This is a genomic window from Paenibacillus sp. WG02, from assembly GCF_055396115.1.
Genome location: NZ_AP036016.1, coordinates 5,341,638 through 5,367,406, shown reverse-complemented (window position 1 = coordinate 5,367,406; position 25,769 = coordinate 5,341,638). Strand labels below are relative to the sequence as shown.

The window sequence follows — 25,769 nt, the reverse complement described above, 5'->3', positions numbered from 1 at the left end:
TTTTTATGGGATCATCCAGAGAGGTAGATGCAGAATGATCATTGGGGTTCCTAAGGAAATTAAAAATAATGAGTTTCGTGTCGGCATGACGCCTAGCTCCGTACTATCTTACAAAAAAGCAGGGCATGACATTATCGTCGAAACCTTAGCAGGTCAAAGTATCGGATTCACAGATGAAGATTACACAGAAGCAGGTGCAACCATCGTTGCCTCAGCAGCTGAAGTATGGACGGCAGATATGGTCGTTAAAGTGAAAGAACCGCTCCCTGAAGAGTATGGTTATTTCCACGAGGGTTTGATTTTGTACACGTATTTACACCTTGCACCTGAGGCCGAATTGACGCACTCTTTAGCTTATAACAAAGTAACAGCAATCGCCTATGAGACCATTCAATTGGACAATGGCAGCCTTCCGCTGCTGACACCAATGAGTGAAGTGGCTGGACGCATGTCCGTTCAAATCGGTGCTCACTTCTTAGAGAAAGCACATGGCGGCAAAGGTATCCTGCTAGGTGGAGTACCGGGAGTTGAGCCAGGCAAGGTAGCTGTCATCGGTGGTGGGATTGTTGGTGCGAATGCGGCGAAAATGGCCATCGGACTTGGCGCCGATGTGAGCATCGTTGATTTGAATCCAGATCGCCTGCGTCAATTGGATGATCAGTTCCAAGGTCGCGTGAAGACGATTATGTCCAATCCCTACAACATCGCCGAGGTCGTTCGTCGCGCTGATTTGGTCATTGGGGCTGTCCTTATTCCAGGAGCTCGAGCACCGCGTCTCGTGACGGAAGACATGGTCAAAATGATGAGCCCTGGCAGCGTTATCGTTGACGTGGCAATTGACCAAGGCGGGTCCATCGAGACGATTGACCGCATAACCACGCATGATCAACCTACCTATGTGAAACATGGTGTCATACATTACGCGGTGGCCAACATGCCAGGAGCTGTTGCACGTACGTCCACGCTGGCTCTGACAAATGTGACAACACCATATGGCTTGCAAATAGCGAGCAAGGGCTATGTGCGTGCAGCTTTGGACAACAAAGCGATCGCAAAGGGCATCAACGTGGTCGCCGGTCATGTTACTTACCAAGCTGTAGCAGAGGCACATGGCTACACGTATACTGATATTTACTCGCTGTTGCAATAAAGCATGCAAACTATGAGGACTTTCGCTGAATTGCGGAGGTCCTTTTTTAGTTATGACTGAGTAGGACAAAACGGGAGAATAGAGGCTCCTCGTTCCGCGACAAACGGAAATGAGCCGTTTCGAGCAAAATAAGGTCCCTACGTTTCCTCGAGCGACATGGTAGGAGCGAGTTCTGACATATACGCTGTGGTTTTTTTACTTAATGTATGCATGGGTTCATTTTATGGGCAAATAAGGGTATAATAGACGATCAATGTCGTTATTGAGGAGAATTATTATGAATAGAATCAAATGGATCAATATTGCGGCCATCATAGCTGGTTCTGCCATCATCGCTTTTGGTATCAATTATTTCAATCTTGCAAATGGACTGGCAGAAGGAGGGATAACTGGCCTAGCTCTTTTGCTCAAATATGTGCTTGGATGGAATCCCGCATGGACGAATCTACTCATTAATATTCCGCTTATTCTTATCGGTTGGAAAATGCTCGGACGCATTAGTTTCATTTATACAGTTGTAGGGATGTTATCGGTTTCGCTGTTTTTGTGGTTATTCGAGAGTTTTTCCATGCCCTTGCCTGACCCTCTGTTAGCTTCGTTATATGCAGGAGGGATTGTTGGACTTGGTTTTGGCATTGTGTTCCGTTTCGAGGGGATGACAGAGGGGACAGATATCATTGCGCGTCTGATGCAGAAGCATTATGGGATTGGGATCGCGAAGACTATATTAGCGCTGGATTTCGTCATACTGTTGTTGTCGCTGATTTATTTGGATCTCACGCGTGCGATGTATACGTTAGTTGCGATTATTGTAGGAGCTAGAGTCATTGATTTTGTGCTGGAGGGTGCCTCCGGCGCGCGGGCGGCTTTTATTATAACAGCCAAACCAGATTTGACAGCAAATGCGATTATGACGGAATTAATTAGAGGGATTACTTTTCTTGAAGGAAGAGGCGGCTATACGGGCAAACACAGAGAAGTGATTTATTGCATCGTAAGCCGCAAAGAAATCATCAAGCTGAAAACACTTGTACATCGCGTGGATCCATCCGCTTTCGTAACTTTCAGTGATGTGAGGGAAGTCGTTGGGAATGGATTCGCAAAGCAGGAGTAAACGGACTCTTGGGTGTTGCAGCTATATCAAAAAACAGCCCGTCCCTGAAAAAGGGGCGGGCTGTTTTTTCTCTTGCTGAATGCTTAGAACGCAGGCACGATCGCGCCTTTGTATTTATCTTCAATGAACTTTTTCGTGTCAGCGGAGTTCAGTTCCTTAGCAAGCTTTTGCATCGCTTCGGAGTCCTTGTTGTCCGGACGAGAAACAACGATGTTTACGTAAGGCGAGTTTTTGTCCTCGATGAACAAAGCGTCTTTCGTCGGATTAAGATTCGCTTGAAGTGCATAGTTCGTATTAATTAAAGCCAAATCAAACTCGCCGATTGTACGTGGCAGCATGGCTGGGTCTAATTCTTTGATTTGAAGCTTCTTTTTGTTTTCTACGATATCTTGAACCGTACCTTTGATGCCAACGCCGTCTTTCAGTTTAATCAGTCCGTTTTTCTCCATCAGCGCAAGCGCACGGCCGGCATTAGAAGGATCATTAGGAATAGCGACGGAAGCGCCATCCTTCAATTCTGCAGCAGCTTTCACCTTTTGGGAATAAGCGCCGAACGGTTCGATGTGCACGCCAACTACTTTTACGAGGTTTTGTTTTTTATCTAGGTTATATTGATCCAGGTAAGGCTGATGTTGGAAAAAGTTAGCGTCCAATTGTTTTTCAAACACTTGTACGTTCGGTTGAACATAATCGTTAAACTCAATAACTTCAAGCTTCACGCCTTGCGCTTTCATTTTGTCTTTGATGCTATTCAAAATTTCGGCATGAGGGACAGAAGATGCACCGACTTTAAGTGTAACTTCTTTTGCTGCAGCTGGAGCAGCAGAGGCAGCGGGTGCCGAGCTTGCAGGCGTTTCAGCGGCTTTCTGTCCGCATGCTGCAAGTGCAAGCACAACGAATATAGCCATTAAAGATAGCGTAAGTTTCTTCATGATGAGATGACCTCCAAAAAAATGTGTTTTATTTGCGGTTAAATTTAACGACCAATCGGTCTCCTAGCATTTGCAGGAACTGAACGAAAAGGACGAGAATGATGACTGTCACGATCATGATATCGGTACGGAACCGCATGTAGCCGTAGCGAAGCGAGAGATCGCCAAGCCCGCCGCCGCCGACGACGCCTGACATGGCGGAGTAGGAGAGCAGGGCTACAGCCGTCACGGTAACGGCTGAGATCAGACCCGGGCGCGCTTCCGGCATCAGGACGCGCCAGACGATTTGCCACGGCGTAGCGCCCATCGATTGCGCGGCTTCAATGACGCCGCCGTCGATTTCGCGCAGCGCGGTTTCGACCAGCCGCGCGAGAAACGGCGCAGCTGCGATCACGAGAGGCGGGATCGCGCCCTGTACGCCGATGGTTGTATGCACGATGGCCTTCGTGATCGGAAAAACCGAGATCATAAGAATCACGAACGGTACGGAGCGCAAGATGTTCACGATCAGCGAGAGCACTCCGTAAAGCGGCAGATTTTGCAGCAGCTGCCCTTTGGAGGTAAGAAATAAAATGATGCCCAGTGCCATGCCGATGATGACTGTGAATAAGAGTGACCATCCAAGCATGACGAGTGTATCGCCGGTTGCTTTCATAATTTCGGACCAGTTAATGTCCCAGGTCATATTCATGGGTAGAGCACCTCCACGTCGATTCCTTCTTGCTCAAGCTTGGCAATCACAGAATCGATTTCTTCTTGGTGTCCGCCTGTTAATTCAACAACCAATTGACCGTAAGGTACACTTTTCATGGAAGAAATAGTACCCTGAAGGATGGCAAAGGACACATTCGTCGACTTGACGGTTTCGAACAGGATCGGCTCATACGTTTTGGCGCCGATGTAGGTAATCCGGATTACCGTTCCGCGCTTTTCTCCCTGTTTCACCATCGGATCCTGATCTGAACTTTGTGCGAAATCCGAAACTTGTCCGACGAACTCCTTCGTAACCGGATGCTGAGGCTTTAGAAATACGTCAAGCACTTTCCCGGTTTCAACAATCAAGCCTTTCTCCATAACAGCAACGCGATCACAGATCGCACGAATGACCTGCATTTCATGCGTGATGAGCAGGATCGTAATGCCAAGCTTTCGATTGATATCGAGCAGAAGCGCAAGAATGGCATTCGTTGTCTGAGGATCGAGCGCTGAGGTCGCTTCGTCGCATAGGAGAATATCTGGATGATTAGCCAAAGCTCTTGCAATACCGACGCGCTGCTTCTGTCCGCCTGAAAGCTGGGCTGGATACTTCTGCGCGTGTTCTTGCAGACCGACTAAATCAAGAAGCTCCTTAATACGCGCTTGAATTGCCACTTGCCCCATCCCTGCCAATTTCAGAGGAAAGGCAATATTTTCGGCAACGGTAGATGAAGAGAGGAGATTGAAATGTTGGAAAATCATCCCGATTTTGCGGCGTTTCGTTTGCAGCTGGCGAGAATCCAACTTTGTCATTTCTTCACCATCAATGTGAATGCTGCCAGAGGAGGGTCGCTCCAGTAGATTTACACAACGCAGTAAAGTACTCTTTCCTGCACCGGAATGTCCGATGATGCCGAATATTTCTCCGCGATCGATATGTAAATGGATCTGCTGGATGGCCGGTACACGTCCCGGAATATCCTCATATACTTTTTGTAAATTTTCGATATGAATCAGGATGAATACCTCCTATTCCATGCAAATATTGGTGATTGTATATTTTGACCAACGGTAGATCATTTTATAAGAATTTGCAAGAGGATGCAATATCTAAAATATGGAAAACGAATATTTACTTTGCATTGACGCTCCAATTATTAACCTATAAACTGAGGTTAACCGTTTCAATTTAGAAAGATAGCGCTTAAATAAGGTGAAAACCGGTATTTTTAAGTTTTTATTAAGGAGGTGACAAAATTGACAAATTTGCAACAACGCCAAAATGACATCAAGTCCAGAATTGCTGAAGCGGCATTCAAGCAGCCTATTTTAAACAGCGGTTTATTATTTCATCACGATATCCGAGATAATTTCTACTTTGCTTCTTATTTATTTGCAGCGTCACAGGAAGAAGCAGTCCCTTTTGAAGGGGATCGCGAGCAGGCTAAGATCAAGGCTGAGGGCATTCTGCTTCATATACTGGAACTCCAGGACCAGAATGAAGAGAGTGTGAACTACGGTCATTGGCCCTTGCATCTAAGACCTACTCCACAAGAAGCACCGAAAAATACACTTCCTGTTGAATTAATGGGAAGTTTGATGGTTTATTTCTATCAACGCTATTCAGACAGTTTGAGTGAGTCCTTGCGTAACTTATTTGCTGTAGCTCTGCTGCATGTTTATAGAAGTGATTTTTATCGCAGACCATCTGAACACTACAACCATCACGAAGCGAAATACACGGCAGCTAAGCTTATTTTCGGACAGTTTTATGAGGATACGGCATTGCTTGAGGATGGCTGCCTAAGCTTGCGCAGTACGCTAAATCGGGTTATTTCGAGAGGCATGTCAGAGTATGGGGGATTACCTTGGTTCTGGCACTGGATGCAGGCTTTTACATGTGCTTGGGAGCTTATGATGGATGTAGAAATTAAATCTGAATTGGCTCGTCTATTGGACTACCTCTGGGAGGTTCGCTCGACGTATTATCTGGGAGGGGCATGGGTCGGCCCGCATTCACGGATATGGCCGCATGATATGCCAAGGGACACCAATGTGCTGCATGATTATGTCCAGTTTGGCGATTTCATATTACCGGATCAGATGCCTCGAACCGAGTATGCAGGTTTTATTGCCTATGAAGCTTCGTCAGAAGTTAAGCGTTCAGCCTTACAACGTACGGCTCCGGTAGAAGTGATTCGCAGAGTTCCCAAACAAGCAGTCTTAGCTGTTAGCGATAACGATGTGCTGCACAGTTATGTATATATCACAGAAAACTTTGCACTAGGCGGTATGTGGGAACGCGTACTGGAGTTTGATAATGAACAGCATCGCTGGGATATAGCCCTTCCGTTAGATGCGGTCCAAGGTATAAATCATTTGTATTTTTTTCACCCTGGTCAAGGCTATGCACAAGAAGATTTACGTCATCAAAGTGAGTTTTCTGAAGTGCTTTTTCATCAAAATGCCTTGATTGCATCCTATCAAATTCCAGACGGCCAGCCTGAATTCATCTTGGGATGTCTGCCTGTAGGAGATTGGGTAGAGGAACCTAACGGACTGTTTGGATTATGCGGACATGTTTACATGGCTGTTTATGTGCAGCAATCTTTTCAAAGGGAAGTACGCGAAGATCGATCCGTTGTTACAAGCCAAGGAAGAATGAATTCCGTTGTTGTCGAGTGTATAGACCAGCGAACAGCAGAAACCCTTCAGATAAGGGATGTACAGCAATTTGTGAATAGGATGAAGCAGAAACAACCCGTTTATACCCTTTCCAGCGAGGACGAATTACTAATCACCTATACGACTTTGAAGGATGAAACGATGGTTTTAAGCAGTGGCCTGCATCGTGACAGGAAGATCATCAGACTTGTGAATGGTGAAGCTGTTGATTTCTCTAGCTATACGGTTTCTTGAAAAAAATAGAAAAGAGGATTGGACATGCCATTATTTGATTTTCCATTAGACAAGCTAGTTACTTATGAAGGACGTAATCCGCGGCCTGAAGATTTTGATTCTTATTGGGAACGGGCCATTGCTGAAATGAAGGCTGTCGATCCTCAAATCGAGCTTCGTCCGAGTGAATTTCAAGTGCCGTACGCCGAATGTTTTGATCTCTATTTTACAGGTGTCAAAGGGGCGCGTATTTATGCCAAATATGTTCGTCCGAAACACGCAGATAAGCCGCATCCAGCTATCGTTGAATTCCATGGCTACTCTGGAAGCTCCGGCGATTGGTTAGGTAAATTACCGTATGCCGCTCTAGGCTACTCGTTCTTTTCCATGGATTGCCGTGGTCAAGGCGGTTTATCGGAAGATACGGGAGGAGTTAAGGGGACGACGCTTCGCGGACATATCGTTCGCGGCTTAGATGATCACCCGGATCAATTGTTGTATCGGGATATTTTCTTAGATACGGCTCAACTCGCCGGCATTGCGATGAACATGCCAGAGGTTGATCCCGAGCGTGTAGGCGCATTGGGTGGCTCTCAAGGGGGCGCTTTGACGATCGCATGTGCGGCACTTGAGCCTCGCATTAAGCGGTTAGCGCCAGTTTATCCATTCCTTAGCGATTATAAGCGTGTATGGGAAATGGACTTGGCGAAGGATGCTTATCAGGAACTGAAGGATTTCTTCCGCCGCCACGATCCACAGCACAAACGCGAAGATGAAATATTCACGAAGCTGGGCTATATTGATATTCAAAATCTAGCAGATCGCATCCAAGGTGAAGTATTGATGGCCGTTGGTCTAAGTGATACTGTATGCCCGCCTTCCACGCAGTTTGCTGCATATAACAAAATCAAGTCGAAAAAGCAGTTTGAGTTGTACCCGGACTATGGTCACGAAGGTTTACCTGGCTTTAGCGATAAAACTTTGCAATTTATGTTGGGTCTTTAAAACTGAAAAACTGAAACTGAAACTGAAATGCCTCTCACATCTTCGTGATGGAGGGGCATTTTTTTGTTATCTATATTGTTGTCGGAATTGACTGGGTGTGATCCCGGTTATCTTTTTGAAAAGGTGGTTAAAAAATTTCATATCCTGATAGCCGACACTTGCAGCGACATCGCTGATCTTGTGATCGTTTGTTCGTAATAGCTGACAACAGGCTTCAATTCGTGCGTGCTGCACGAACTCCATGAAGGACATTCCCGTATGCTTTTTAAGCTGGCGATGAAGCTGACGTTCGCTGATCGACAATCTGGCTGCAGCTTCCTTAAGCGAGATTGGGCTGCTGCTATGCCCGCGAATATAGATAAGTAGACTATCTAAGTCCTGTAGATTAGCTTTGGACGCTTCCGGAGTGAAATCCATTTTGGAGCGATACATGTAAACTAGAAGCTGGGCCACACAAGTTTGCAAAATCGTCATAAAACCGCTGCGATGCGCATTAAACTCGAAATGCAATCGTTCAAAAAGAGGCTGGAATTCCCCATTGCGCTCTTTAAAAGAAAGCCAAGCAGCGCGTTCGGTTGCCTGCATGAATAGGACGTTGAAGTCATCTTTACTTCCACTCAATTGCAAGTGAAATAACTGGTTTAACCATTCCTGCGTGAAAATGCAATTGTAAACCACAAGGTTATTTTTCTGAGCAAAAGATGAGGGGCGGAACACATGGGAGACGCCAACCGGAAGGAAGAAGAGATCCCCTTTGGATACGGGTAAAGAAGTATTGTCGATGTAATGTGCACCACTGCCTTCAGCGACATAGCTAATTTCAATGAAATCGTGCTTATGCTGCAGCATTTCAAATGATTCGTGAACTCGGTTGACGTACAGCGGAAGTTCCGGAAGGAAATATTGATCGCCGGGCGTTTCGATAATGCTTCGTTTAATGGTCATTTCATTTTACTCCTGTTATGTCAAATAAAGCCATAATGAATGTCGGAATGAACCCTAAAGATGAGTACGCTCTCATCATAAAATAAAGGCAATGAAGTAACAACCATTTTCCTCCAGCTAATTTGACTCCGACATCGTGAGCAATGCATCTAACTGGAGTTTTCCCGTTAATCAAACCTGCGATCAAGCATTCTTCCGCCGGTACACCCGCTCCGGTCGACCGACCACACCGTAAGACAAGTCGGCGTACAAATCGCCTGAGCTGACTAAGTGCTCGAGGTAGCGGCGGCCGGTGGAGCGACTGACACCGATTTCTTTGGCGATTTGATCAGCGGTCAAGCCGCCGGATGCGCTTGAAATCGCTTGTACGATTTTTACCAACGTGAGCTTATCAATTCCTTTGGGCAGGAATGAGGTGTCTAAGTTGGTTTCCTTCTTAGAGGTTCCAGACATAAGGCGATCAACATCGCTCTGATTGATCATACCGCTTTCGTTCATCCGACTCAGTTCTCGATGGAAATTCAGATAGCGCAAAAGTGTTTCTTGAAGCCGATTAAAGACGAGCGGCTTAATGATATAATCAAACGCACCGCTGCGAATAGCGTCACGAATGGCGTCTATTTCTTTGGCAGCGGTGATCATAATGACGTCTGTTTCCCGGTAATGCTGCCGAATAAAGGAAAGCATCTCTAAGCCGTTGGCGCCCGGTAAATAGACATCGAGTAGGACTAGATGCGGAGTCAGAATTTCCAACTGTTCCTTGGCTTGACCCACATCCGTGGCGATACCGACAACGTGGAATCCATCTACTTTTTCTATGAATCGTCTGTTAATTTCGGCAATTTTCACATCATCTTCTACGATTAATACTTCAACGGTTTGATTTTGGTGTTCCATGGAGCAGGCTCCTTTCTTTGAGATCAGGGATCTTGGGAATCGCAACGGTGAAAATGGTGCCACCTGCGGGGTTTTTATGAAACGTAATGTACCCGCTCAACTTTCCGACAGCATGCTGGACCAAAGCGAGTCCGATGCCGCGGTGTTCCCCTTCTTTGGTCGAAAAGCCTTTTTCAAAAACAGCCATACTCGTTTCCTCAGGAATGCCTACGCCTCGATCCTCGCACTCGATAATAAGATCCTCACCAAGGTCGGTTAGAAATAACTTCACATGCGGTTCCGTCTGATCGCCACCAGCAAGTACCGCTTCCATGGCATTGTCAATAAGGTTACCGATGATGGTAACGAGCATATTTCGATCCATCTGAATCGGGATGTCACTGAATGAGCTTTCGTGATCGATTTCGAACGTTATTTTTAATTCCTGCGCATGATTGAATTTGCCAATGAGCAGCCCGCCAATCATGGGATCGGGGATTTCTCGCATAATGAACTGTACCCAATTCTGATGCACATTGGACTCTCGTGAGATAAGTTCAACAGCTTCTTGATACGATTCGAGCTGGATTAGCCCAGAGATGACATACAGCTTGTTCGAGAATTCATGCGTTTGTGCACGGAGAGCTTCAGCGAAGCGTTTGACCTGAGAAAGTTCTTCGGCCAATCGATACAGTTCTGATTTGCTGCGAAAGCTCGAAACTGCGCCTGTCACGCCTAATTTTCGCTCAATAATTGGTACCCGATTCACAATAACCTCATGGTCGCCAATGAGCATTTCATGGTCAAATTCGGCTTTGCCCGAACGAACGACTTCATACAATCTCGTGTTCGGAATAATGTCCTCAATGTGTCTTCCAGTAATCTTTGCCGTGACAGGCAGCTGCAGCAGTTGAAGCGCATAACGGTTTGCCATCGTTATAACACCCTCACGATTAATTGCTATAATACCTTCGCGAATGGACTCTAGAATCGCCTTCTTTTCGGTATATAAGGCACCGATTTCTTTGGGCTCCAAGCCATGAATGGAACGCTTGACGTTATGGGCGATGAGGACAGAACCGACAAGTCCGATGACGAGAACGATCAAAGAGATCATCTCGATTCGTGTTTGATACGCAGTGGTAACCAGATCAATGTCCTCTGTCAGGAAGCCAACAGATACGATACCAATCACTTGATCATTATCGCCAAATACCGGAGCTTTGCCGCGGAGTGATGGACCTAAAGAACCAATTGCCTCGGAAATAATGGATTTCCCCTCAAGAACAGGGCCGTTATCTCCCCCAACCATTTCTTTGCCTATTCGATCAGGAAGAGGATGCGAATAACGGATCCCTTCACGGTTTCCAACAACGATGTATTCCGCATCTATTTTCTCACGAATCGTTTCCGCAATGGGTTGAATGACAGCTGAGGGGTCATTTAATTGAAAGGCATGCCTTATTTCAGGCATACTGGCCACAGTTTCGGCAACCTTCAAGGCGCGTGTACCAATCTGTTCCTCAAGGGCTGAGGTCATCAGGTAATAGAAAATGCCGCCAAGACTTAGGATGATAAAGACAAGCAGTGAACAAATAATCAGGATCAGCTTGGTTTGCAGTCTCATTCCCCAATAAAGCCCCCCCGTTTTTGCTAGTATTGTATCATAAAGCGCTCTCATTTTGAGGGAAAACGCATAGGAGCTGTCGTGAACAATATGAACAAAATGCCCAAAACGACGTTATTATAATTAATCTTGTTAAACTTTTCAATTTTCTATTCAGGTGATATTCTGAAAGCGCTTCAAAGAAAGCGGATACACGTATAAAACCAAAAAGTTGGAGGGGTTTCTTTTGATAAAAAATGTATTGTCAGCATCTTGGAAAGTAACATCGATCAGTTTGTTAGCAATTTCCTTGGCAGCATGCGGTAATGGGGGAGCTAAACCAACAGAAGCAACGGGTGACAAGGCTAAAGAAACAACGGCACCAGCACAAGCGGCATCCAAATATCCTGAAAAAGCGATTAGCATCATCGCACCATCCGGCGCAGGCGGCGGTTGGGATATGACAGCTCGTACGATTGCCAAAGTATTGACGGAAACGAAAGCGATGGATAAGCCTATTTCGGTTGAAAATAAACCGGGCGGAGGCGGTGCCGTCTTCATGGCGGAATATGCGACTAAAGATGTGAAGGACAATTACAAATTGTTCGTAAGCTCGCCGCCGATTCTCATTAACCATCTGAAAAAAGAAGGCAACACGCCATACGGCTATGCCGACACAACACCGCTTGCTCAATTGACGAAGGATTATGGCGCGGTAGCGGTTGCGGCAAACTCGAAATATAAAGATTTGAAGTCGCTTTTGGATGATTTGAAAGCAGATCCTACGAAACTGACGGTTGCTGGCGGTTCTGCACCTGGCTCTATGGATCATCTGGTTTCCATTCTTCCTGCCTTTAAATACGGGATCGACCCGAAAAAGGTGAAATACGTTTCCTATGATGGCGGCGGGGAAGCGGTAACAGCCTTGCTTGGCGGTAATGCGGATGTGCTTGGTACCGATGCATCTTCCTTGGATCAGTATGTGAAAGCAGGCAAAATCAGAGTGCTGGCGGTAGCAGCCCCACAACGGCTTGGCGGCAGCATGAAAGATGTGCCTACGATGAAAGAGCAAGGTGTTGACGCTGAGTTCTTAATCTGGCGCGGTTTCTTCGGACCTAAGAATATGGATGCGGGTGCGAAAAAGTTCTGGGAAGATTCGATCAAGAAAATGGTTGATTCTGATGTATGGAAAAAAGAAATGACAGCGAACAATTGGGAAACAGACTATAAAAAAGCGGATGATTTCAAAGCTTTCTTAGGTCAGCAAGAAACGCAATTGAAAGATATGCTAACAGCTTTGGGTATGCAGAAATAAGAGAGCCTTGGGATGCTGGGGAGAAGCGAATTTTGCTTCTTCCCATGCACGAAGGGCGGGAGGTTGAGTAGGCAGATGAATACCATGTTTGACCGCTATGCAGGTATCGTTTTTTTCGCTATCGGCACCACATTTGTGATCGGCAGCAGAAGCATTTCAACAAGTGCATACGGCAGTAATGTAGGCGCGAATATATTCCCAATGATGCTGGGGGCTTTCTTAGCACTAATGAGCATTCGTCTCATTTATGATACGTTCCGCAAGCAGCAGGCGAAAAAGCATAAAGAAAATTTGGATTACAAAAGATTTGGAATCATTTTCGTTGCAGCAGTCCTTTATGCGTTATTTCTCGAAGATATCGGATTCGTCATCTCCACGTTTCTCTTTTTAATGATTGGGTTCCAAACGATGCAAAAAGGTAGAGTTTGGGTTTCGCTTTTGATCTCAGCTGCATTCTCCTATGGGGTATATACGTTGTATGTGAATGGTTTAGATGGGTCACTTCCTGGTTTCCCAGCTTGGTTAGGCTTCTAAGATATCGCTTACGCAGTGGGTTTGCTAAAAGCAAGCTCTAAGGAGGTTATTAAAATGAGCACGATTGATTATGTGCTTCATGGCTTGGGTACTGCAATGCAGTGGCACAATGTCGTGTTTGTTTTTCTAGGCGTATTAATTGGTACCGTGGTAGGTGTCCTACCCGGGATTGGACCCATGAGCGGTGTAGCTCTGTTAATCCCGATAACAGCGACAATGACTGCAGGATTAGGTCCTGAAGAAGCCGCGACGAGCTCCATTATTCTGCTCGCTGGTGTCTATTATGGAGCGATGTACGGAGGTTCGACGACTTCCATCCTGCTAAATACACCGGGAGAATCTTCTTCCGTAGTAACGACCCTTGATGGTTATCAGATGGCTAAACAAGGCAGAGCAGGTGCTGCGCTTGCGATTTCGGCGATCGGTTCCTTTGCGGCCGGCATTATTTCCCTAATAGGACTAATCTTCCTAGCCAGACCCTTGTCGGCGGTTGCCATCAAGTTTGGTCCTGCTGAATATTTCTCGCTCATGGTTCTCGGCTTACTCGCAATCAGTGGTCTAGCTGGCAAATCCATGGTCAAAGCCTTAATGATGACAGCCTTCGGGCTGCTGCTCGCAACGATCGGGATTGATAATGTATCCGGCGTTGAACGATTTACATTTAATATCCCAGAACTTTATCAGGGCTTGGAATTCCTGACTGTAGCTGTAGGTACATTCGCTGTCGGTGAAGTATTCAAGACCATTCTGCAGCGAGAAGGAAACGACGGTGAATTGGCCAAAATCAATCGAATCCTACCGTCCAAGAAGGATTTGAAGGATAGCGCGGCACCAATCGCTCGAGGCTCGGTTCTTGGATTTTTCATCGGGCTTCTGCCTGGAGCCGGTGCCATTCTTGCCTCCTTTTTCGCGTACATTGTAGAAAAGAAAATCAGTAAAAATCCCGAGAAATTCGGGAAGGGTGCTATTGAAGGTGTAGCCTCTCCGGAAGCTGCAAATAATGCGGCGTCAGGCGGCGCTATGATTCCACTTTTGACACTCGGCATTCCTTCATCCGGTACAACCGCTATTCTGATGGGTGCCTTCATTATGTACAATGTTCAGCCGGGTCCTTTGCTCTTCCAAGATCACCCACAGCTCGCATGGGGCGTTATTGCCAGTATGTTCGTGGGCAACCTTATGCTGCTTATTCTGAATATGCCGCTTGTTAAAGTGTTTGCCAAAGTTATTGAAACACCAACGAAATATTTGATTCCATTAATTATCGTGTTTTCCGTATTCGGTGTTTACGCCGTTCAATATTCAACGTTTGATTTGCTCTTGATTATGGGCTGCGGTCTTGTAGGGTACTTCTTATCGAAAAACGATTACCCGTTAGCACCATTGGTACTTGGTCTTATTCTTGGACCGATGCTGGAAAATAACATGCGCAGAGCATTGACGATTTCGAATGGAGATTTCATGATTTTCTTACAAAAACCTGTTTCCTTAATTTTCTTGATCATTGGTTTCCTATGGTTGACGATCCCTTTAATCCTGAAGATGAGAGGCAAAAATGTTCTTGTAAACGAAGAAGCATAAGCTGGACGTAAACCCCTATGATGCTGGGTGGAGCTCTGATACCAATCAGCCTCTATCGGTAGATTAGGGGTTTCGTTTCATGGAGTGAAATTCGGATGGTCGTACTTTTCCTTATCGTGCTCAATGTCATTATTCCTGTATTTTTATTAATTGGGGCAGGGGCTCTGATGCATCGTGTTTTTAATTTTGATATGCATACGCTGTCTAAGCTCAATGCGTATTTCTTGCTCCCAGCCGTCTCTTTTACGAATATTTATCAAAGTAAGCTGGAGTGGAGCACTCTGCTGCAAATCGTTAGCTTTTTGCTTCTGCAAAGCATCGCTCTTATCGCGATTAGCGTAGGATCAGCAAAACTGGCTAAATTCGATAAAGGCTTGTCTGCCAGCTTCTCAAATAGTGTAGTACTTAGCAATTCGGGTAATTTCGGCTTGCCGGTGTCACAGCTTGTGTTTCAGGGGAACCCGGTCGGTTTAGCTGTTCAGGTTATTGTAACCATCTATCAAAACCTTCTAACGAATACCTTCGGCTTGGTTAATGCGGTTTCCGCACAGAACCAAGGGCAGAAGATGCTGCGAGAGCTTTTGAAAAATCCCATGATACATGCATTTGTACTGGGGTTGATAATGCATATTTTGGCGATTCCAATTCCGGCTTTTATATGGCATCCGATCCAGAATGTTTCAAACGCTTTCCTTGCGGTAGCACTAGTTACTTTAGGTGCACAAAGTGCTTACTTGCAGTTTAAGCGGCTAAGCAGCGTACTTGTCTTCAGTCTGCTAGGAAGACTAATTGTCTCCCCGATCCTAGCATTAATTTTCATTTTTCTGCTTCATTTAGAAGGTACAACTGCTCAAGCATTGTTTATCGCCAGCTCGTTTCCTACGTCAAGGAACAGTGCGGTATTCGCATTAGAATACGGGAATCACCCGGAATATGCAGCTCAAGTGGTACTGCTCTCTACATTGTTCAGCAGCTTGACTGTTACCGTAGTCGTGTATGTATCGAAACTATTATTTTAGGCATGATGCCCTAGAAACGAGGAGTTCACTTTGAAAGACACTATTGGTGGCAAAAGCATTATTCTGCGTGTGGAGCTGCAAACGGAAGCCGTTCATTTTGGACAATTAATCACTGTCATCACGGAAAATGGCGGGGATGTTATTGCAATTGACGTTATTCAAACAGGTCCAAATTGGACTGTTCGTGATATTACGGTCACAGCATCAGAACAAATTCAACTGGAGGCCGTCACTGGTGCCATCAAATTGCTTCAAGGTGTCAAGCTTGTTCATGTATCGGATCGTACCTTTCTGCTTCACCTAGGCGGCAAAATCGAGATGAAACCTAAGGTGCCGATTCAAAATCGGGACGATCTGTCTCGTGTGTATACACCTGATGTTGCTCGAGTTTGTATGGCGATTCATGAGAAGCAGGAGAATGCGTACAAGCTTACGATTAAGCGGAATACGGTAGCCGTTGTTTCTGATGGCAGTGCAGTGCTAGGTTTGGGTAACATTGGACCCTACGCGGCTATGCCTGTTATGGAAGGTAAGGCGATGCTGTTCAAGCAGCTTGCGGATGTCGATGCCTTTCCAATCTGTCTAGACACGCAGAACACGGAAGAAATCATTACCACGATTAAGAATTTAGCCCCTGCTTTTGGCGGGATCAATTTAGAGGATATCTCTTCGCCGCGTTGTTTTGAAATTGAGGAAAGGCTGCGCGAAGAGCTTGATATTCCTGTATTCCATGACGACCAGCATGGGACGGCAGTCGTTCTATATGCGGGGCTCATTAACGCACTGAAAGTCGTTGGCAAATCGATTCATGAAGCGAAGGTTGTTGTATGCGGAATTGGGGCAGCTGGTATTGCATGCTCCAACATCTTACTCGCAGCAGGTGTCAAGGAATTGATCGGAGTCGATCGAGAAGGGGCTCTGGTGAGCAGCACTTCCTATAACAATCCCATGTGGAACTGGTATGCAGAACGGACCAACCCGAATCGACTAACGGGATCCTTGTACGAAATTATTGAAGGGGCCGATGTATTTATCGGATTATCTTCCGGTGGTGTGCTGAAACGAGGCGATGTTGAACGGATGGCGCCGCGCCCCATTGTATTCGTCATGGCGAATCCGACACCGGAGATTCATCCCGACGAGATTGAGGACATTGCTGGCGTAATCGCGACTGGAAGGTCTGATTTCCCAAATCAGATTAATAATGTCCTATGCTTTCCAGGCATATTTCGAGCTGCGTTAGATTGCCAGGCTACGACAATTAATGAGGAAATGAAGCTAGCTGCTTCAGCGGCCATCGCTTCGGTTGTAGCCCCGCAAGAATTAAATAAACTGTACATTATTCCTAGTGTTTTCAATCAAGAGGTCGTTAGACGGATTCGAACAGGGGTCATTGAAGCAGCAATAAGAACCGGAGTGGCTCGGAGAATGCCGCGTGAATTCAGATCGGGGGGATCCATATGAGTGGTGTCGGGACAAGAGCGATTGTAGAAATTAACCAAGTCGCAAATCAATTTCAATCGAGCATAGTTATCAAAGTAGGCCAACGTTACATCGACGTCAAAAGTATACTTGGTCTAAGCATTACACTTTTCAGCAACGAGGTGTACCAGTTAGAAATTCACGGCCCAGACGAAGCTGAGGCTAAGCATGCAATGGAGGAGCTATTTATTAAACATGGGCTTCCGCTGAGCGAAGATTAGATAGGAATGTAGAGTTGTCAGAAAGGGTAACACCAAGAGCACCACTAAGTGATAAAACCAAGAGAACCACCAATCGCACCACAAAATGAGGCAATCCCGAACTTGAAACAAAAACCTTCAACACCACTATAGAGTGGAGCTGAAGGTTTTTTTAACGAAATATTACTTACATTGGAGGGGATTTGGAAAGCAAGTTGTACAACGTACAACAATTTTCTCTATTTCTTCCTGAAATACGGAAAATGTTGTATTTTGTGCAACAATTTTGCCTTCATTCCTGTCTTAGAGCTACTTTTGGCTGAAGATGTTGTATTTTTTACAACAATCGCTAGGAATAATGTGGATTGGTCTACTTAATGTTGTAAAAAATACAACATCTAACAAGTAGATGGTTAAAAACTACAGTAATTTGGTCCTACCTTGCTTTGCTTCTGAGGCTTCAGCAAGGTCGAAAGGAAACCAAATCCAATTCAGACTTACGCATGAAGCATGTTAATTTCATTTCACCTTAAAATGCACAACTGCGCTGTACAGCATTTTACCAGCATTCGGATCGAACACGATATGATGCTGAATCGCGAACACGTCGAGCAGCAAAGCTTTGTTGTTATCGATTTGCTCGTTGATTTGGCGTTCCAGCGTTTTCATATCATATGCTTGAAAAAACTCGATTTTATTATCTATACGATCCAAAATAAAGTCCATTATGGTACTCCTCCCTAGGCTAAATTGTAAAGTTAAGACAACTTCTCTTATTATAACGTCAATATCTGATATAGGAAGTAGGTATGAATAGGCGTATACTGTAGTGGAAGACACGACCGCATATTGCACTGGATCTAGAATACCTTATTTGCAAGGCAAACTTGTTACAGGAAGTGATGTCGTTTTGAAGTCTACACGGTTATTGTTTGATTTCTTCAAAGAGAAATGGCCGTTGTACGTCGTAGCCGCATTGTCCATTTCTTTAGGTAACATTATTCATTCGTATTACCCGAAGCTGCTAGGCATGTTTACAGATCAGCTGCAGCAAGGACGTTTAAACAAAACTCTTATTATTGACTACAGTCTGAATCTGCTGACGATCGGCGTTACATTCGGTATTTTGACAGCCATCGGTCAGTACATGATCATGCGTAACGGAAGACGCTTCGAGTTTGTTTCAAGAAACCGCTTGTTTAACCATTTCACACAGCTAGGCGCAACATTTTACTCAAAGAACGGCGTGGGTAAGCTGCTGAGTTATGTAATGAATGACGTAACTGTCATTCGAGAATCGATATCCATGGGGATTAACCAAGTGGTAAACTCGGCGATTTTGATCACGGCTGTCATTCTAATGATGATTTTCAGTTCGATCCCGCTCTATTTAATTCTTATCTGCATATTGCCCTTATTGCTTATTCCTGTTCTAACCGTTCGATTTCAGCCTATTATTAAAAAGCATTCCTTACAGGTACAAGAAGCATTAGGCAAAATGACGGAGTCGGCCGAGGAGCAATTCGGAGGCATACGGGTAGCCAAGAAATTCGCGGTGGAGCCAATCATGGTTCGTAGGTTTAGTGAAACGGTAGATCGGATTCGCGACAACCAATTGAGGCTCGTTCGGCTATCTTCCTTATTTGAAGCACTTATTCCGTTTCTGGGCGCAATATCGCTGATCATCGCGATTGCTTTTGGGGGCTATTTGACTATTCAAGGGCGGATTACGATTGGCAATTTCGTTGAATTAACGCTATACATACGGATGATGGTAAACCCTTTACAGCAAATTGGCCGCGTTATTAATGCTATGCAGCGCTCTCGAGCTTCGCTAGAACGCATGAATGAGCTGCTCGATTTGAAATCCGAAATTGTGCAAAAGGAGCTTGCGCAAATATCCGACCTCGATCACGAGGGAATTCGGATTGAACATTTGTCCTTTGCCTATCCAGATGACGAAGATGAAGTACTTCATGACATAACATTAACGATTGAACCTGGTAAATCCATTGGCATTATCGGGAAAACAGGCAGTGGCAAATCGACCTTGGTGAAGCTCATGCTTAGGATATACGACCCACCGGAGGGGACGGTATGGATCGGGGATACGGATATTCGCGATGTGACATTAGAAAGCCTGCGTAATCAAATCGCTTACGTACCGCAAGAGGGGTTCTTGTTTAGCACGACCATCCGGGATAACATCGCCTTTTATAAAAGAGAATCACCCTTAGAGCAGGTCGAGCGAGCTGCCAAAAAAGCTCAAATCCTCTCCAGCATTACGTCATTTCCTGAAAAGTTTGAGACGAAGCTGGGAGAGCGCGGTGTCACCTTATCGGGAGGGCAGCGTCAACGAACAAGCTTAGCCAGAGGAATCATTAAGGATTCTCCTTTGATGATTCTAGACGATAGTGTAAGCGCTGTAGATTCTGTGACGGAGAGGCACATTATTGATACGATCCGCAAGGAGCGATTGAACAAAACGACGATCTGGATCGCTCATCGTATCTCCGCTCTGAAGCATACAGATGAGATTATCGTGCTGCATGAAGGCAGGATTGTACAGCGCGGCACGCACGAAGAGCTAATTGCGCAAGAAGGCTTGTACGCCGAGCTTCATGCAATACAAGAGGGAGGCAGCGACGATGCCCAAACCGAGTAACAAAAGTAATGAGGAGCGGCAGAAGACGCGATCTTCCTTTCGTTCTTTATCCGCTTATGCCAAACCGCATAGGTTCACCTTTGCAGCTGTTTTATTTTGCGCAATACTGGGGATAGCAGCGGATCTGTTTCAACCTTATCTGGTTAAGATCGCGATTGATGATAATTTGATGATTGGGAAAAATGACTATCGCTCCCTGCTGCTCATTTGCTTGTTCTATGCAGGTTTATCTATCAGCAGTTTATTCTTCAGTTATCTGCAGAACAATTTATTGCAGTTTGCCGGGCAAAGTATCGTCGCCAAAATACGCAAGGATTTGTTCGAGCACATCTTTAAGCAGTCGATGTCTTATTATGACAGGACGCCAAGCGGCAGCCTGATAACACATGTTTCTAGTGACACGGAGACACTGAATCAGTTTTTTACGCAGGTTCTTCTAAGTCTGGTACGTGACGGCATGACACTCGTATTCATCATTGTGCTGATGTATCATCTAGACCCGCAGCTAACGCTCTACAGCATGATCGTGATCCCGATCATTGTGCTCATAGCGGTCAGCTTTCGCAGATATATGCGCAAAACCTATCAGCTCTCAAGGACGCAGCTGTCTCAAATGGTTGCTTTTGCCGCTGAGAATTTATCTGGGATGCATCTTATTCAGGCTTTTCATCAAGAGAAGGAACAGATGAATCGCTTCACGGAGCGGAATCTTGGGTATTTTCGAGCTAATTTGAGAGAAGTTCGCACCAATGTGTTGTTTAATCGTTCTTTTGATATTTTGGGGAATTTATCGGTAGCCTTTATTACTTGGATTGGCGGTATGGCCGTTTTTGATAAAACGATTGAATTCGGTGTATTGTACGCTTTTATTACGTATATCCGGCAGTTTTTTCAACCGATTAATAGCATTACTCAGCAGTGGAATACTCTTCAATCTACGACTGTATCTGTCAATCGAATTTGGAATATCTTCTCCATTCAGCCGGAAGTAAAGGATAAGGAAGGCGTGCCGCCACTTTCGCTCAACGACGTTAAAGGGGACATTCATTTCAATCATGTACATTTTGGTTATTCGCAGGATACAGCTGTTATTGAGGATCTAGAGCTGCATATTGAGCCCGGCGAAATGATTGGCATAGTTGGAACGACCGGCGCGGGGAAAAGCTCGCTGATTAGTCTGCTTTGCCGCTTTTATGATGTGCAGGAGGGAAGTATCCGCATGGATGGCACGGATCTTCGAGATATCCCGCAAGCTGATCTACATCGAATGGTTGGACTTGTGCAGCAAGAACCGTACTTATACGCTGGCAGCATACTAGACAATGTTCGGATGTTCGATAAAACCATTGCACGTGAAGAAGTGATTGAGGCATGCCGGATGGTTGGGGCAGACAATCTCGTTTCACGAATGAAGGATGGTTATGAAACACGCATTTCCGAGAGAGGAAGCGGGCTTTCCGCAGGAGAGAGACAGCTGATCTCGTTCGCGCGAATTATCGTATTCAAGCCGAAAGTACTGATTCTTGATGAAGCTACAGCGAATTTGGATTCCCAAACGGAGCAGTTGATTCAATCCGCGCTGCAGGTTGTAGCCGAAGGAAGAACGACACTTGTCATCGCGCATCGCATCTCGACTATTATGCATGCCAACCGCATCATTGTGATGAGTCAGGGCAAGATTGTTGAAGAAGGGAACCACGCTCAATTACTTGCGCTTCGGGGCTATTACGAGCAATTATTTCTGCATTCACAGGGGAATATGGATGCTGCACAAACCATTTCATAGCATGAATCTGCAATTGAGAGTTGAAAATAAGCTTTGTCAGACTCCTTGTTAGGAAGTCGTGACGAAGCTTTTTTTTATTTGTGTGATAAAAGTCCCAGAAAGGTACTGCAAGATTCTAGCATTTATTGCTTAAATGGATGGGTATAAATGTCTCGAAGAGAGACAATTGATCCTATTTTACCAGGGGCCTTGGAAAATGTTAAAAAAGCAATTTAGTTACAATATAATAAATTAACAAACAATATTGGAAAATTGTGTTGTTTTATTTAATTTACTATACTATACTAATGTATAAAATTGTAAAGTTTTGCTGTCGATTAATGTCGAAGATGGGATTTTTCACCTACAACTTTATAATGGCAAACCTATTGAAAAATAGGGACGCAAAGCTAGAGGGACTACATCCAACAAGGATATGTCAGCCAGTTGCATTGTAGCAATTGGTGGAATAGGGCATTTATGCCTATGTTTCTCCTTTTTTTTTGTGAACATTTTCTTCAAGCAATTCTATCGATAGGAGAGAAATGAATGAGAGAGAAAAGACTAACGAATGTACAGCAATTATTCCCCAGTGAGGATGGAAACCAACAAACGCGTCAAATGGTTTTACGGCTCATTGAACAATTAGTAACGGGAGTCGATGATCTCAAAAACCCGGATGGCGTCAATCTCAAGGGCGAGAAAAACCGAACAGGAACTTTCTATAACAACCTTATTCGAAATAGCTCCATCCCTAATGGCAGTGTCCCTATGGAGGAAGTTAATACCGAGTTATTGAAATTGCTGCATGATCATCCTTATCATACGAAAAATTTCTTGACGAATATATTACCGATGGCGAGCATCCCGGGAATTATGGGCATGATTGCGGCGTTCTTGGTTAATGGCAACAATTTATGGGATGTATACGGCCCGGCCGGAGCTGAAGCAGAAGTAAGGGTAATCAGCATGATGTCCAAATTAATAGGCTATGATGCGTTGAAAAGCGGCGGGTATACGACGTGGGGCGGACAAGGAGCTGTCTTCTCAGGACTTCGGATAGCAATATCTAAATTCGTTCCGGACGCCTTGCAAAAAGGTGTTCCCGACAACTTGTATGCATTTTGTTCCGATGCCGCTCACTACAGCTTGTTTAAATCAATGGAGGCATCGGGCATAGGAAGCGATAGATTGATCAGAGTTCGCACGAATGCAGATAGTTCCATGGATGTGAATGATCTCCGATTTAAAATGGAAGAAGTGATTGCAAGAGGCGGAATCCCGATTTACATTGTAGCTACAACAGGTACGACGGATGCTATGGGGATTGACGATTTGGAACAAATTTATGCCGTGTCAGACAAGGCAGCAGTTCATCATGGTTTGCTTAGACCTCATATTCATGCAGACTCAGCTTTAGGTGGATTCTTTGCTTTCTTTAATGACTATGATTTCACTGCTAATCCACTCGAATTTAAGAAAGATGTCACTCAGGCTTTAATCTCTATTCAAAGCAAAATGAAGCATTTGCATTTGGCGGACTCGCTCTGCTTCGATTTTCAAAAGCTGGGTCAAACCCCTTACGTGACAAGCCTATTCCTGGTCAAGGATGCCGCCGATTTAAGACTCATGGATTTGCATCCAGATGAAACCCCTTATGTCGGACATCGGGGATACGGGCAGTATCATACCGGATATACGTTGGAGTGCTCGCGCATGGCTAGCTCCATTAGCATATACAGCGCTTTGCTTGCATTCGGCATTCAAGGGTATCAGCAATTACTAGCCCAGTTCGTTGAGGTTAATCTCGCTTTTAGGGAAGCGCTGCGCCAAGAAATTCCTCAAGCTGAGATCGTTAATAGCGATAACCCTGGCATAATAACACTTTTTCGAATATATCCAGAAGGCAGTCCTCATTTTCAGGAAGAAGTTTCGGGCAAATGCACACTTAAGGAAATTGAACGAAATAATAAATTTAATGAGCGTTTGTTCGAAATACTTGGGAATCATCGCGACCGGATATTTTTTGGCGATACCAAAAAGCATTTGCTTGTTCAAACGAAGGATGATAGTTCTGTTGCACTGTACGCGACAAAGATTTTTGTCATCTCCCCTTATACAGAGACCAAACATGTGCATGACATCGTTCAATATTTGAAGGAAACCGTAGCGCAAGTCTACGAGAAATATTCCGAAACATCGATTTTAAGCGGGAGGTAATTGAAAGTGGCAAAGCATGCTCCAACAAAAATTTTAAACTGGTTCAGAGGACAAATCGCGGTAAAAATGACGAGCAGTATCTTGTTGCTGTTGCTATTTGTATGCGCAGCTTTCTCCGTCTCCGGCTATTTGACCAGCAAAAGTTTAACAACGAAGCTTGAAGATCAATTCGTTCAAAGATTAACGACAAACATTGAAAATGTTTCGAAATATTTGACCTCTATTCCCGAACATGCTGATGAAATTACTGGCAAGGATAAACCGGCCTATACCAAAATTAAACAGCAGTTTGAGCAATTTAAAAAGCAAGACTCTCTTGAGAATGTTTATGTCCTGCAGAAAGTTCAAAATAAAGATCAAATCGTCATTTTAACCGGCGTTGATGAAGATTATGGCTCCGAGTATCCCTTTACACCTGAAATGAACAACGCGATCAAAGAAAATAAACTAACGATCAGTGAGATTTACAAGGATGAATTTGGTATACATAAATCTGTCTTTGTTCCCCTCAAAAATGGTAAAGGCGAAAATGTCGGAATTGTCGGCATTGATTTGGACGCCTCGGTCGTTCCCAAGACGCAGCAAGAATTGTTATGGACAACCTTAACGATTACCTTAATCGTTATCGTACTAGGCGGCCTGATTGGCTATTTCATAAGCCGAAGTGTGACGCGACCGGTCATTCAATTGATGCGTGTAACTGAGAAGGTTGCTGCCGGAGATTTGTCTGCACAAGTCTCTATCCAGCGAGTAGATGAGATTGGTAAATTAGCAAATGCTTTTAATGAGATGCGTCAGAATTTAGATTCCCTGATCCGCCAAATATTTTCTTCCTCCAACCTCATTACTAATACCAGCGCGCAATTGTATCAGTCAGCGGACGAATCCAGCTCAAGTGCTGGGCAAGTAGCCGTTTCCATGAACAGCATGAACGAGGGCGTTGCTGAAGTTGTTTCTTCGATTACAGAGAGTACTTCATCCATCGTAGAGATCAATACAGAATTATCAGAAGTAACATCAGAAGTCAAAGAGATGCAGGAAATGGCCCATAAAGTAGGTGCGCAATCTGCTGACGGCCAGCAGCTCGTTGAGAAGACATTACATCAGATGAATGTGATTCAGAAAGAGATGAAGCATTCTCAAGAAGCGGCGCAGCAGCTAGGAAACCGCTCGAAGGAAATTGGAGAAATTATCCATATCATTACCGAAATTGCACAGCAGACGAACCTGCTGGCTCTGAATGCTTCGATTGAAGCGGCACGGGTTGGCGAGCAAGGGAAAGGCTTTGCCGTTGTAGCTGGCGAGGTGAAGAAGCTGGCTGAGCAATCGACGAAAGCCGCAAGCTCTATCACCGAGCTCGTTTCCAGTACCCAAAATGACAGCCTTCTTGTCATGGAGAGCATTGTTCAAGGAAATCAAGCAGTCGAACAAGGTCAAAGCTGGATTAACGATACATATGAAAATTTTAAAGTTATTTTTAACGGTATTTCCATTTTCACTAATCGGACTGACCGCTTGATCGAGACTTTAGAGAGAGCGGAAAGATCCTTTGAGATTATTTCTAACGCTATGCAGAAAATCTCTGGCATTACCGAGGAACAATCGGCAGGCTACGAGGAGGTGGCGGCGGCTGCTCAAGAGCAAAGTGCTTCCATTCAGGAAATTACTTCAGCGATTCGCCAATTATCAGATATGGCTGTTGTCCTGCAAAGTTCTGTTCAAAATTTTAAGATTACAGATTGACGATAATCGCATCATTTGATTAC

Annotated in this window: 21 protein-coding genes and 1 riboswitch; of the genes, 14 read left to right on the top strand and 7 right to left on the bottom strand. The window is 44.9% G+C overall.

Features of this window, described 5'->3' with window-relative positions:
- The first annotated feature begins 34 nt into the window (after positions 1-34).
- Both ald and ACBP55_RS24630 read left to right on the top strand, forming a co-directional pair.
- Positions 35-1,150, top strand: coding sequence for an alanine dehydrogenase (gene ald / locus ACBP55_RS24635; RefSeq protein ID WP_464645534.1), 1,116 nt, complete (start codon positions 35-37; stop codon positions 1,148-1,150).
- A 277-nt stretch (positions 1,151-1,427) separates the two neighbouring features.
- Positions 1,428-2,264, top strand: coding sequence for a YitT family protein (locus ACBP55_RS24630; RefSeq protein WP_464645533.1), 837 nt, complete (start codon positions 1,428-1,430; stop codon positions 2,262-2,264).
- Between the two features lie 83 nt (positions 2,265-2,347).
- On the opposite strand, the gene ACBP55_RS24625 is transcribed toward ACBP55_RS24630, so the two are convergent.
- From ACBP55_RS24625 to ACBP55_RS24615, 3 genes are read right to left on the bottom strand one after another with little or no spacing between them, the layout of a single operon-like run.
- Positions 2,348-3,196, bottom strand: a complete 849-nt coding sequence (locus tag ACBP55_RS24625; protein WP_464645532.1) for a MetQ/NlpA family ABC transporter substrate-binding protein — start codon at positions 3,194-3,196, stop codon at positions 2,348-2,350.
- Between the two features lie 28 nt (positions 3,197-3,224).
- Entirely contained in the window at positions 3,225-3,887 is a 663-nt protein-coding gene (locus tag ACBP55_RS24620) for a methionine ABC transporter permease (protein WP_464645531.1), read from the bottom strand.
- Positions 3,884-4,909, bottom strand: a complete 1,026-nt coding sequence (locus ACBP55_RS24615; protein WP_464653402.1) for a methionine ABC transporter ATP-binding protein — start codon at positions 4,907-4,909, stop codon at positions 3,884-3,886. The genes ACBP55_RS24620 and ACBP55_RS24615 overlap by 4 nt, the downstream gene beginning before the upstream one ends.
- Before the next feature lie 240 nt (positions 4,910-5,149).
- Here ACBP55_RS24615 and ACBP55_RS24610 point away from each other — a divergent pair, with 240 nt between their 5' ends.
- Complete coding sequence (locus ACBP55_RS24610; protein ID WP_464645530.1) at positions 5,150-6,811, top strand: hypothetical protein; 1,662 nt, start codon at positions 5,150-5,152, stop codon at positions 6,809-6,811.
- A 24-nt stretch (positions 6,812-6,835) separates the two neighbouring features.
- Complete coding sequence (locus tag ACBP55_RS24605) at positions 6,836-7,795, top strand: alpha/beta fold hydrolase (protein WP_464645529.1); 960 nt, start codon at positions 6,836-6,838, stop codon at positions 7,793-7,795.
- 66 nt (positions 7,796-7,861) lie between these two features.
- Here the strand turns inward: ACBP55_RS24605 and ACBP55_RS24600 are convergent, their stop codons facing one another.
- The 3 genes from ACBP55_RS24600 to ACBP55_RS24590 form a co-directional block, all read right to left on the bottom strand.
- Positions 7,862-8,740, bottom strand: a complete 879-nt coding sequence (locus tag ACBP55_RS24600) for a helix-turn-helix domain-containing protein (protein ID WP_464645528.1) — start codon at positions 8,738-8,740, stop codon at positions 7,862-7,864.
- A gap of 183 nt (positions 8,741-8,923) precedes the next feature.
- Positions 8,924-9,637, bottom strand: a complete 714-nt coding sequence (locus ACBP55_RS24595) for a DUF977 family protein (protein ID WP_173184269.1) — start codon at positions 9,635-9,637, stop codon at positions 8,924-8,926.
- On the bottom strand, positions 9,612-11,243 hold the full coding sequence (locus ACBP55_RS24590; RefSeq protein WP_464645527.1) for an ATP-binding protein: 1,632 nt from the start codon (positions 11,241-11,243) through the stop codon (positions 9,612-9,614). The genes ACBP55_RS24595 and ACBP55_RS24590 overlap by 26 nt, the downstream gene beginning before the upstream one ends.
- A 226-nt stretch (positions 11,244-11,469) precedes the next feature.
- On the opposite strand from ACBP55_RS24590, the gene ACBP55_RS24585 reads away from it, so the two are divergent.
- From ACBP55_RS24585 to ACBP55_RS24560, 6 genes are all read left to right on the top strand, one after another.
- A complete protein-coding gene (locus tag ACBP55_RS24585) occupies positions 11,470-12,537 on the top strand; it encodes a Bug family tripartite tricarboxylate transporter substrate binding protein (protein WP_464645526.1) in 1,068 nt (355 codons plus the stop codon).
- Between the two features lie 75 nt (positions 12,538-12,612).
- Entirely contained in the window at positions 12,613-13,071 is a 459-nt protein-coding gene (locus ACBP55_RS24580; RefSeq protein ID WP_029195176.1) for a tripartite tricarboxylate transporter TctB family protein, read from the top strand.
- Positions 13,072-13,125: 54 nt separating this feature from the next.
- Positions 13,126-14,652: a tripartite tricarboxylate transporter permease gene (locus ACBP55_RS24575; protein WP_464645525.1), complete on the top strand. Its 1,527-nt coding sequence runs from the start codon at positions 13,126-13,128 to the stop codon at positions 14,650-14,652.
- Between the two features lie 95 nt (positions 14,653-14,747).
- Positions 14,748-15,671 (top strand): AEC family transporter, encoded by a 924-nt coding sequence (locus tag ACBP55_RS24570; protein ID WP_464645524.1) that lies wholly within the window; start codon positions 14,748-14,750, stop codon positions 15,669-15,671.
- Positions 15,672-15,701: 30 nt separating this feature from the next.
- On the top strand, positions 15,702-17,135 hold the full coding sequence (locus tag ACBP55_RS24565) for an NAD-dependent malic enzyme (protein WP_464645523.1): 1,434 nt from the start codon (positions 15,702-15,704) through the stop codon (positions 17,133-17,135).
- Positions 17,132-17,374 (top strand): HPr family phosphocarrier protein, encoded by a 243-nt coding sequence (locus ACBP55_RS24560; RefSeq protein ID WP_029195172.1) that lies wholly within the window; start codon positions 17,132-17,134, stop codon positions 17,372-17,374. The genes ACBP55_RS24565 and ACBP55_RS24560 overlap by 4 nt, the downstream gene beginning before the upstream one ends.
- Before the next feature lie 498 nt (positions 17,375-17,872).
- On the opposite strand, the gene ACBP55_RS24555 is transcribed toward ACBP55_RS24560, so the two are convergent.
- Positions 17,873-18,079, bottom strand: coding sequence for a YrzA family protein (locus ACBP55_RS24555; protein ID WP_047673864.1), 207 nt, complete (start codon positions 18,077-18,079; stop codon positions 17,873-17,875).
- Between the two features lie 184 nt (positions 18,080-18,263).
- Here ACBP55_RS24555 and ACBP55_RS24550 point away from each other — a divergent pair, with 184 nt between their 5' ends.
- From ACBP55_RS24550 to ACBP55_RS24535, 4 genes are all read left to right on the top strand, one after another.
- Positions 18,264-20,018 (top strand): ABC transporter ATP-binding protein, encoded by a 1,755-nt coding sequence (locus tag ACBP55_RS24550; protein ID WP_464645522.1) that lies wholly within the window; start codon positions 18,264-18,266, stop codon positions 20,016-20,018.
- Positions 20,002-21,804, top strand: a complete 1,803-nt coding sequence (locus ACBP55_RS24545; RefSeq protein ID WP_464645521.1) for an ABC transporter ATP-binding protein — start codon at positions 20,002-20,004, stop codon at positions 21,802-21,804. Before ACBP55_RS24550 ends, ACBP55_RS24545 begins: the two co-directional genes overlap by 17 nt.
- A gap of 348 nt (positions 21,805-22,152) precedes the next feature.
- A riboswitch (cyclic di-GMP riboswitch) is annotated at positions 22,153-22,238 on the top strand.
- Between the two features lie 94 nt (positions 22,239-22,332).
- On the top strand, positions 22,333-24,003 hold the full coding sequence (locus ACBP55_RS24540; protein WP_464645520.1) for a pyridoxal phosphate-dependent decarboxylase family protein: 1,671 nt from the start codon (positions 22,333-22,335) through the stop codon (positions 24,001-24,003).
- Between the two features lie 6 nt (positions 24,004-24,009).
- Entirely contained in the window at positions 24,010-25,746 is a 1,737-nt protein-coding gene (locus ACBP55_RS24535; protein WP_464645519.1) for a methyl-accepting chemotaxis protein, read from the top strand.
- The last annotated feature ends 23 nt before the right edge of the window (positions 25,747-25,769 follow it).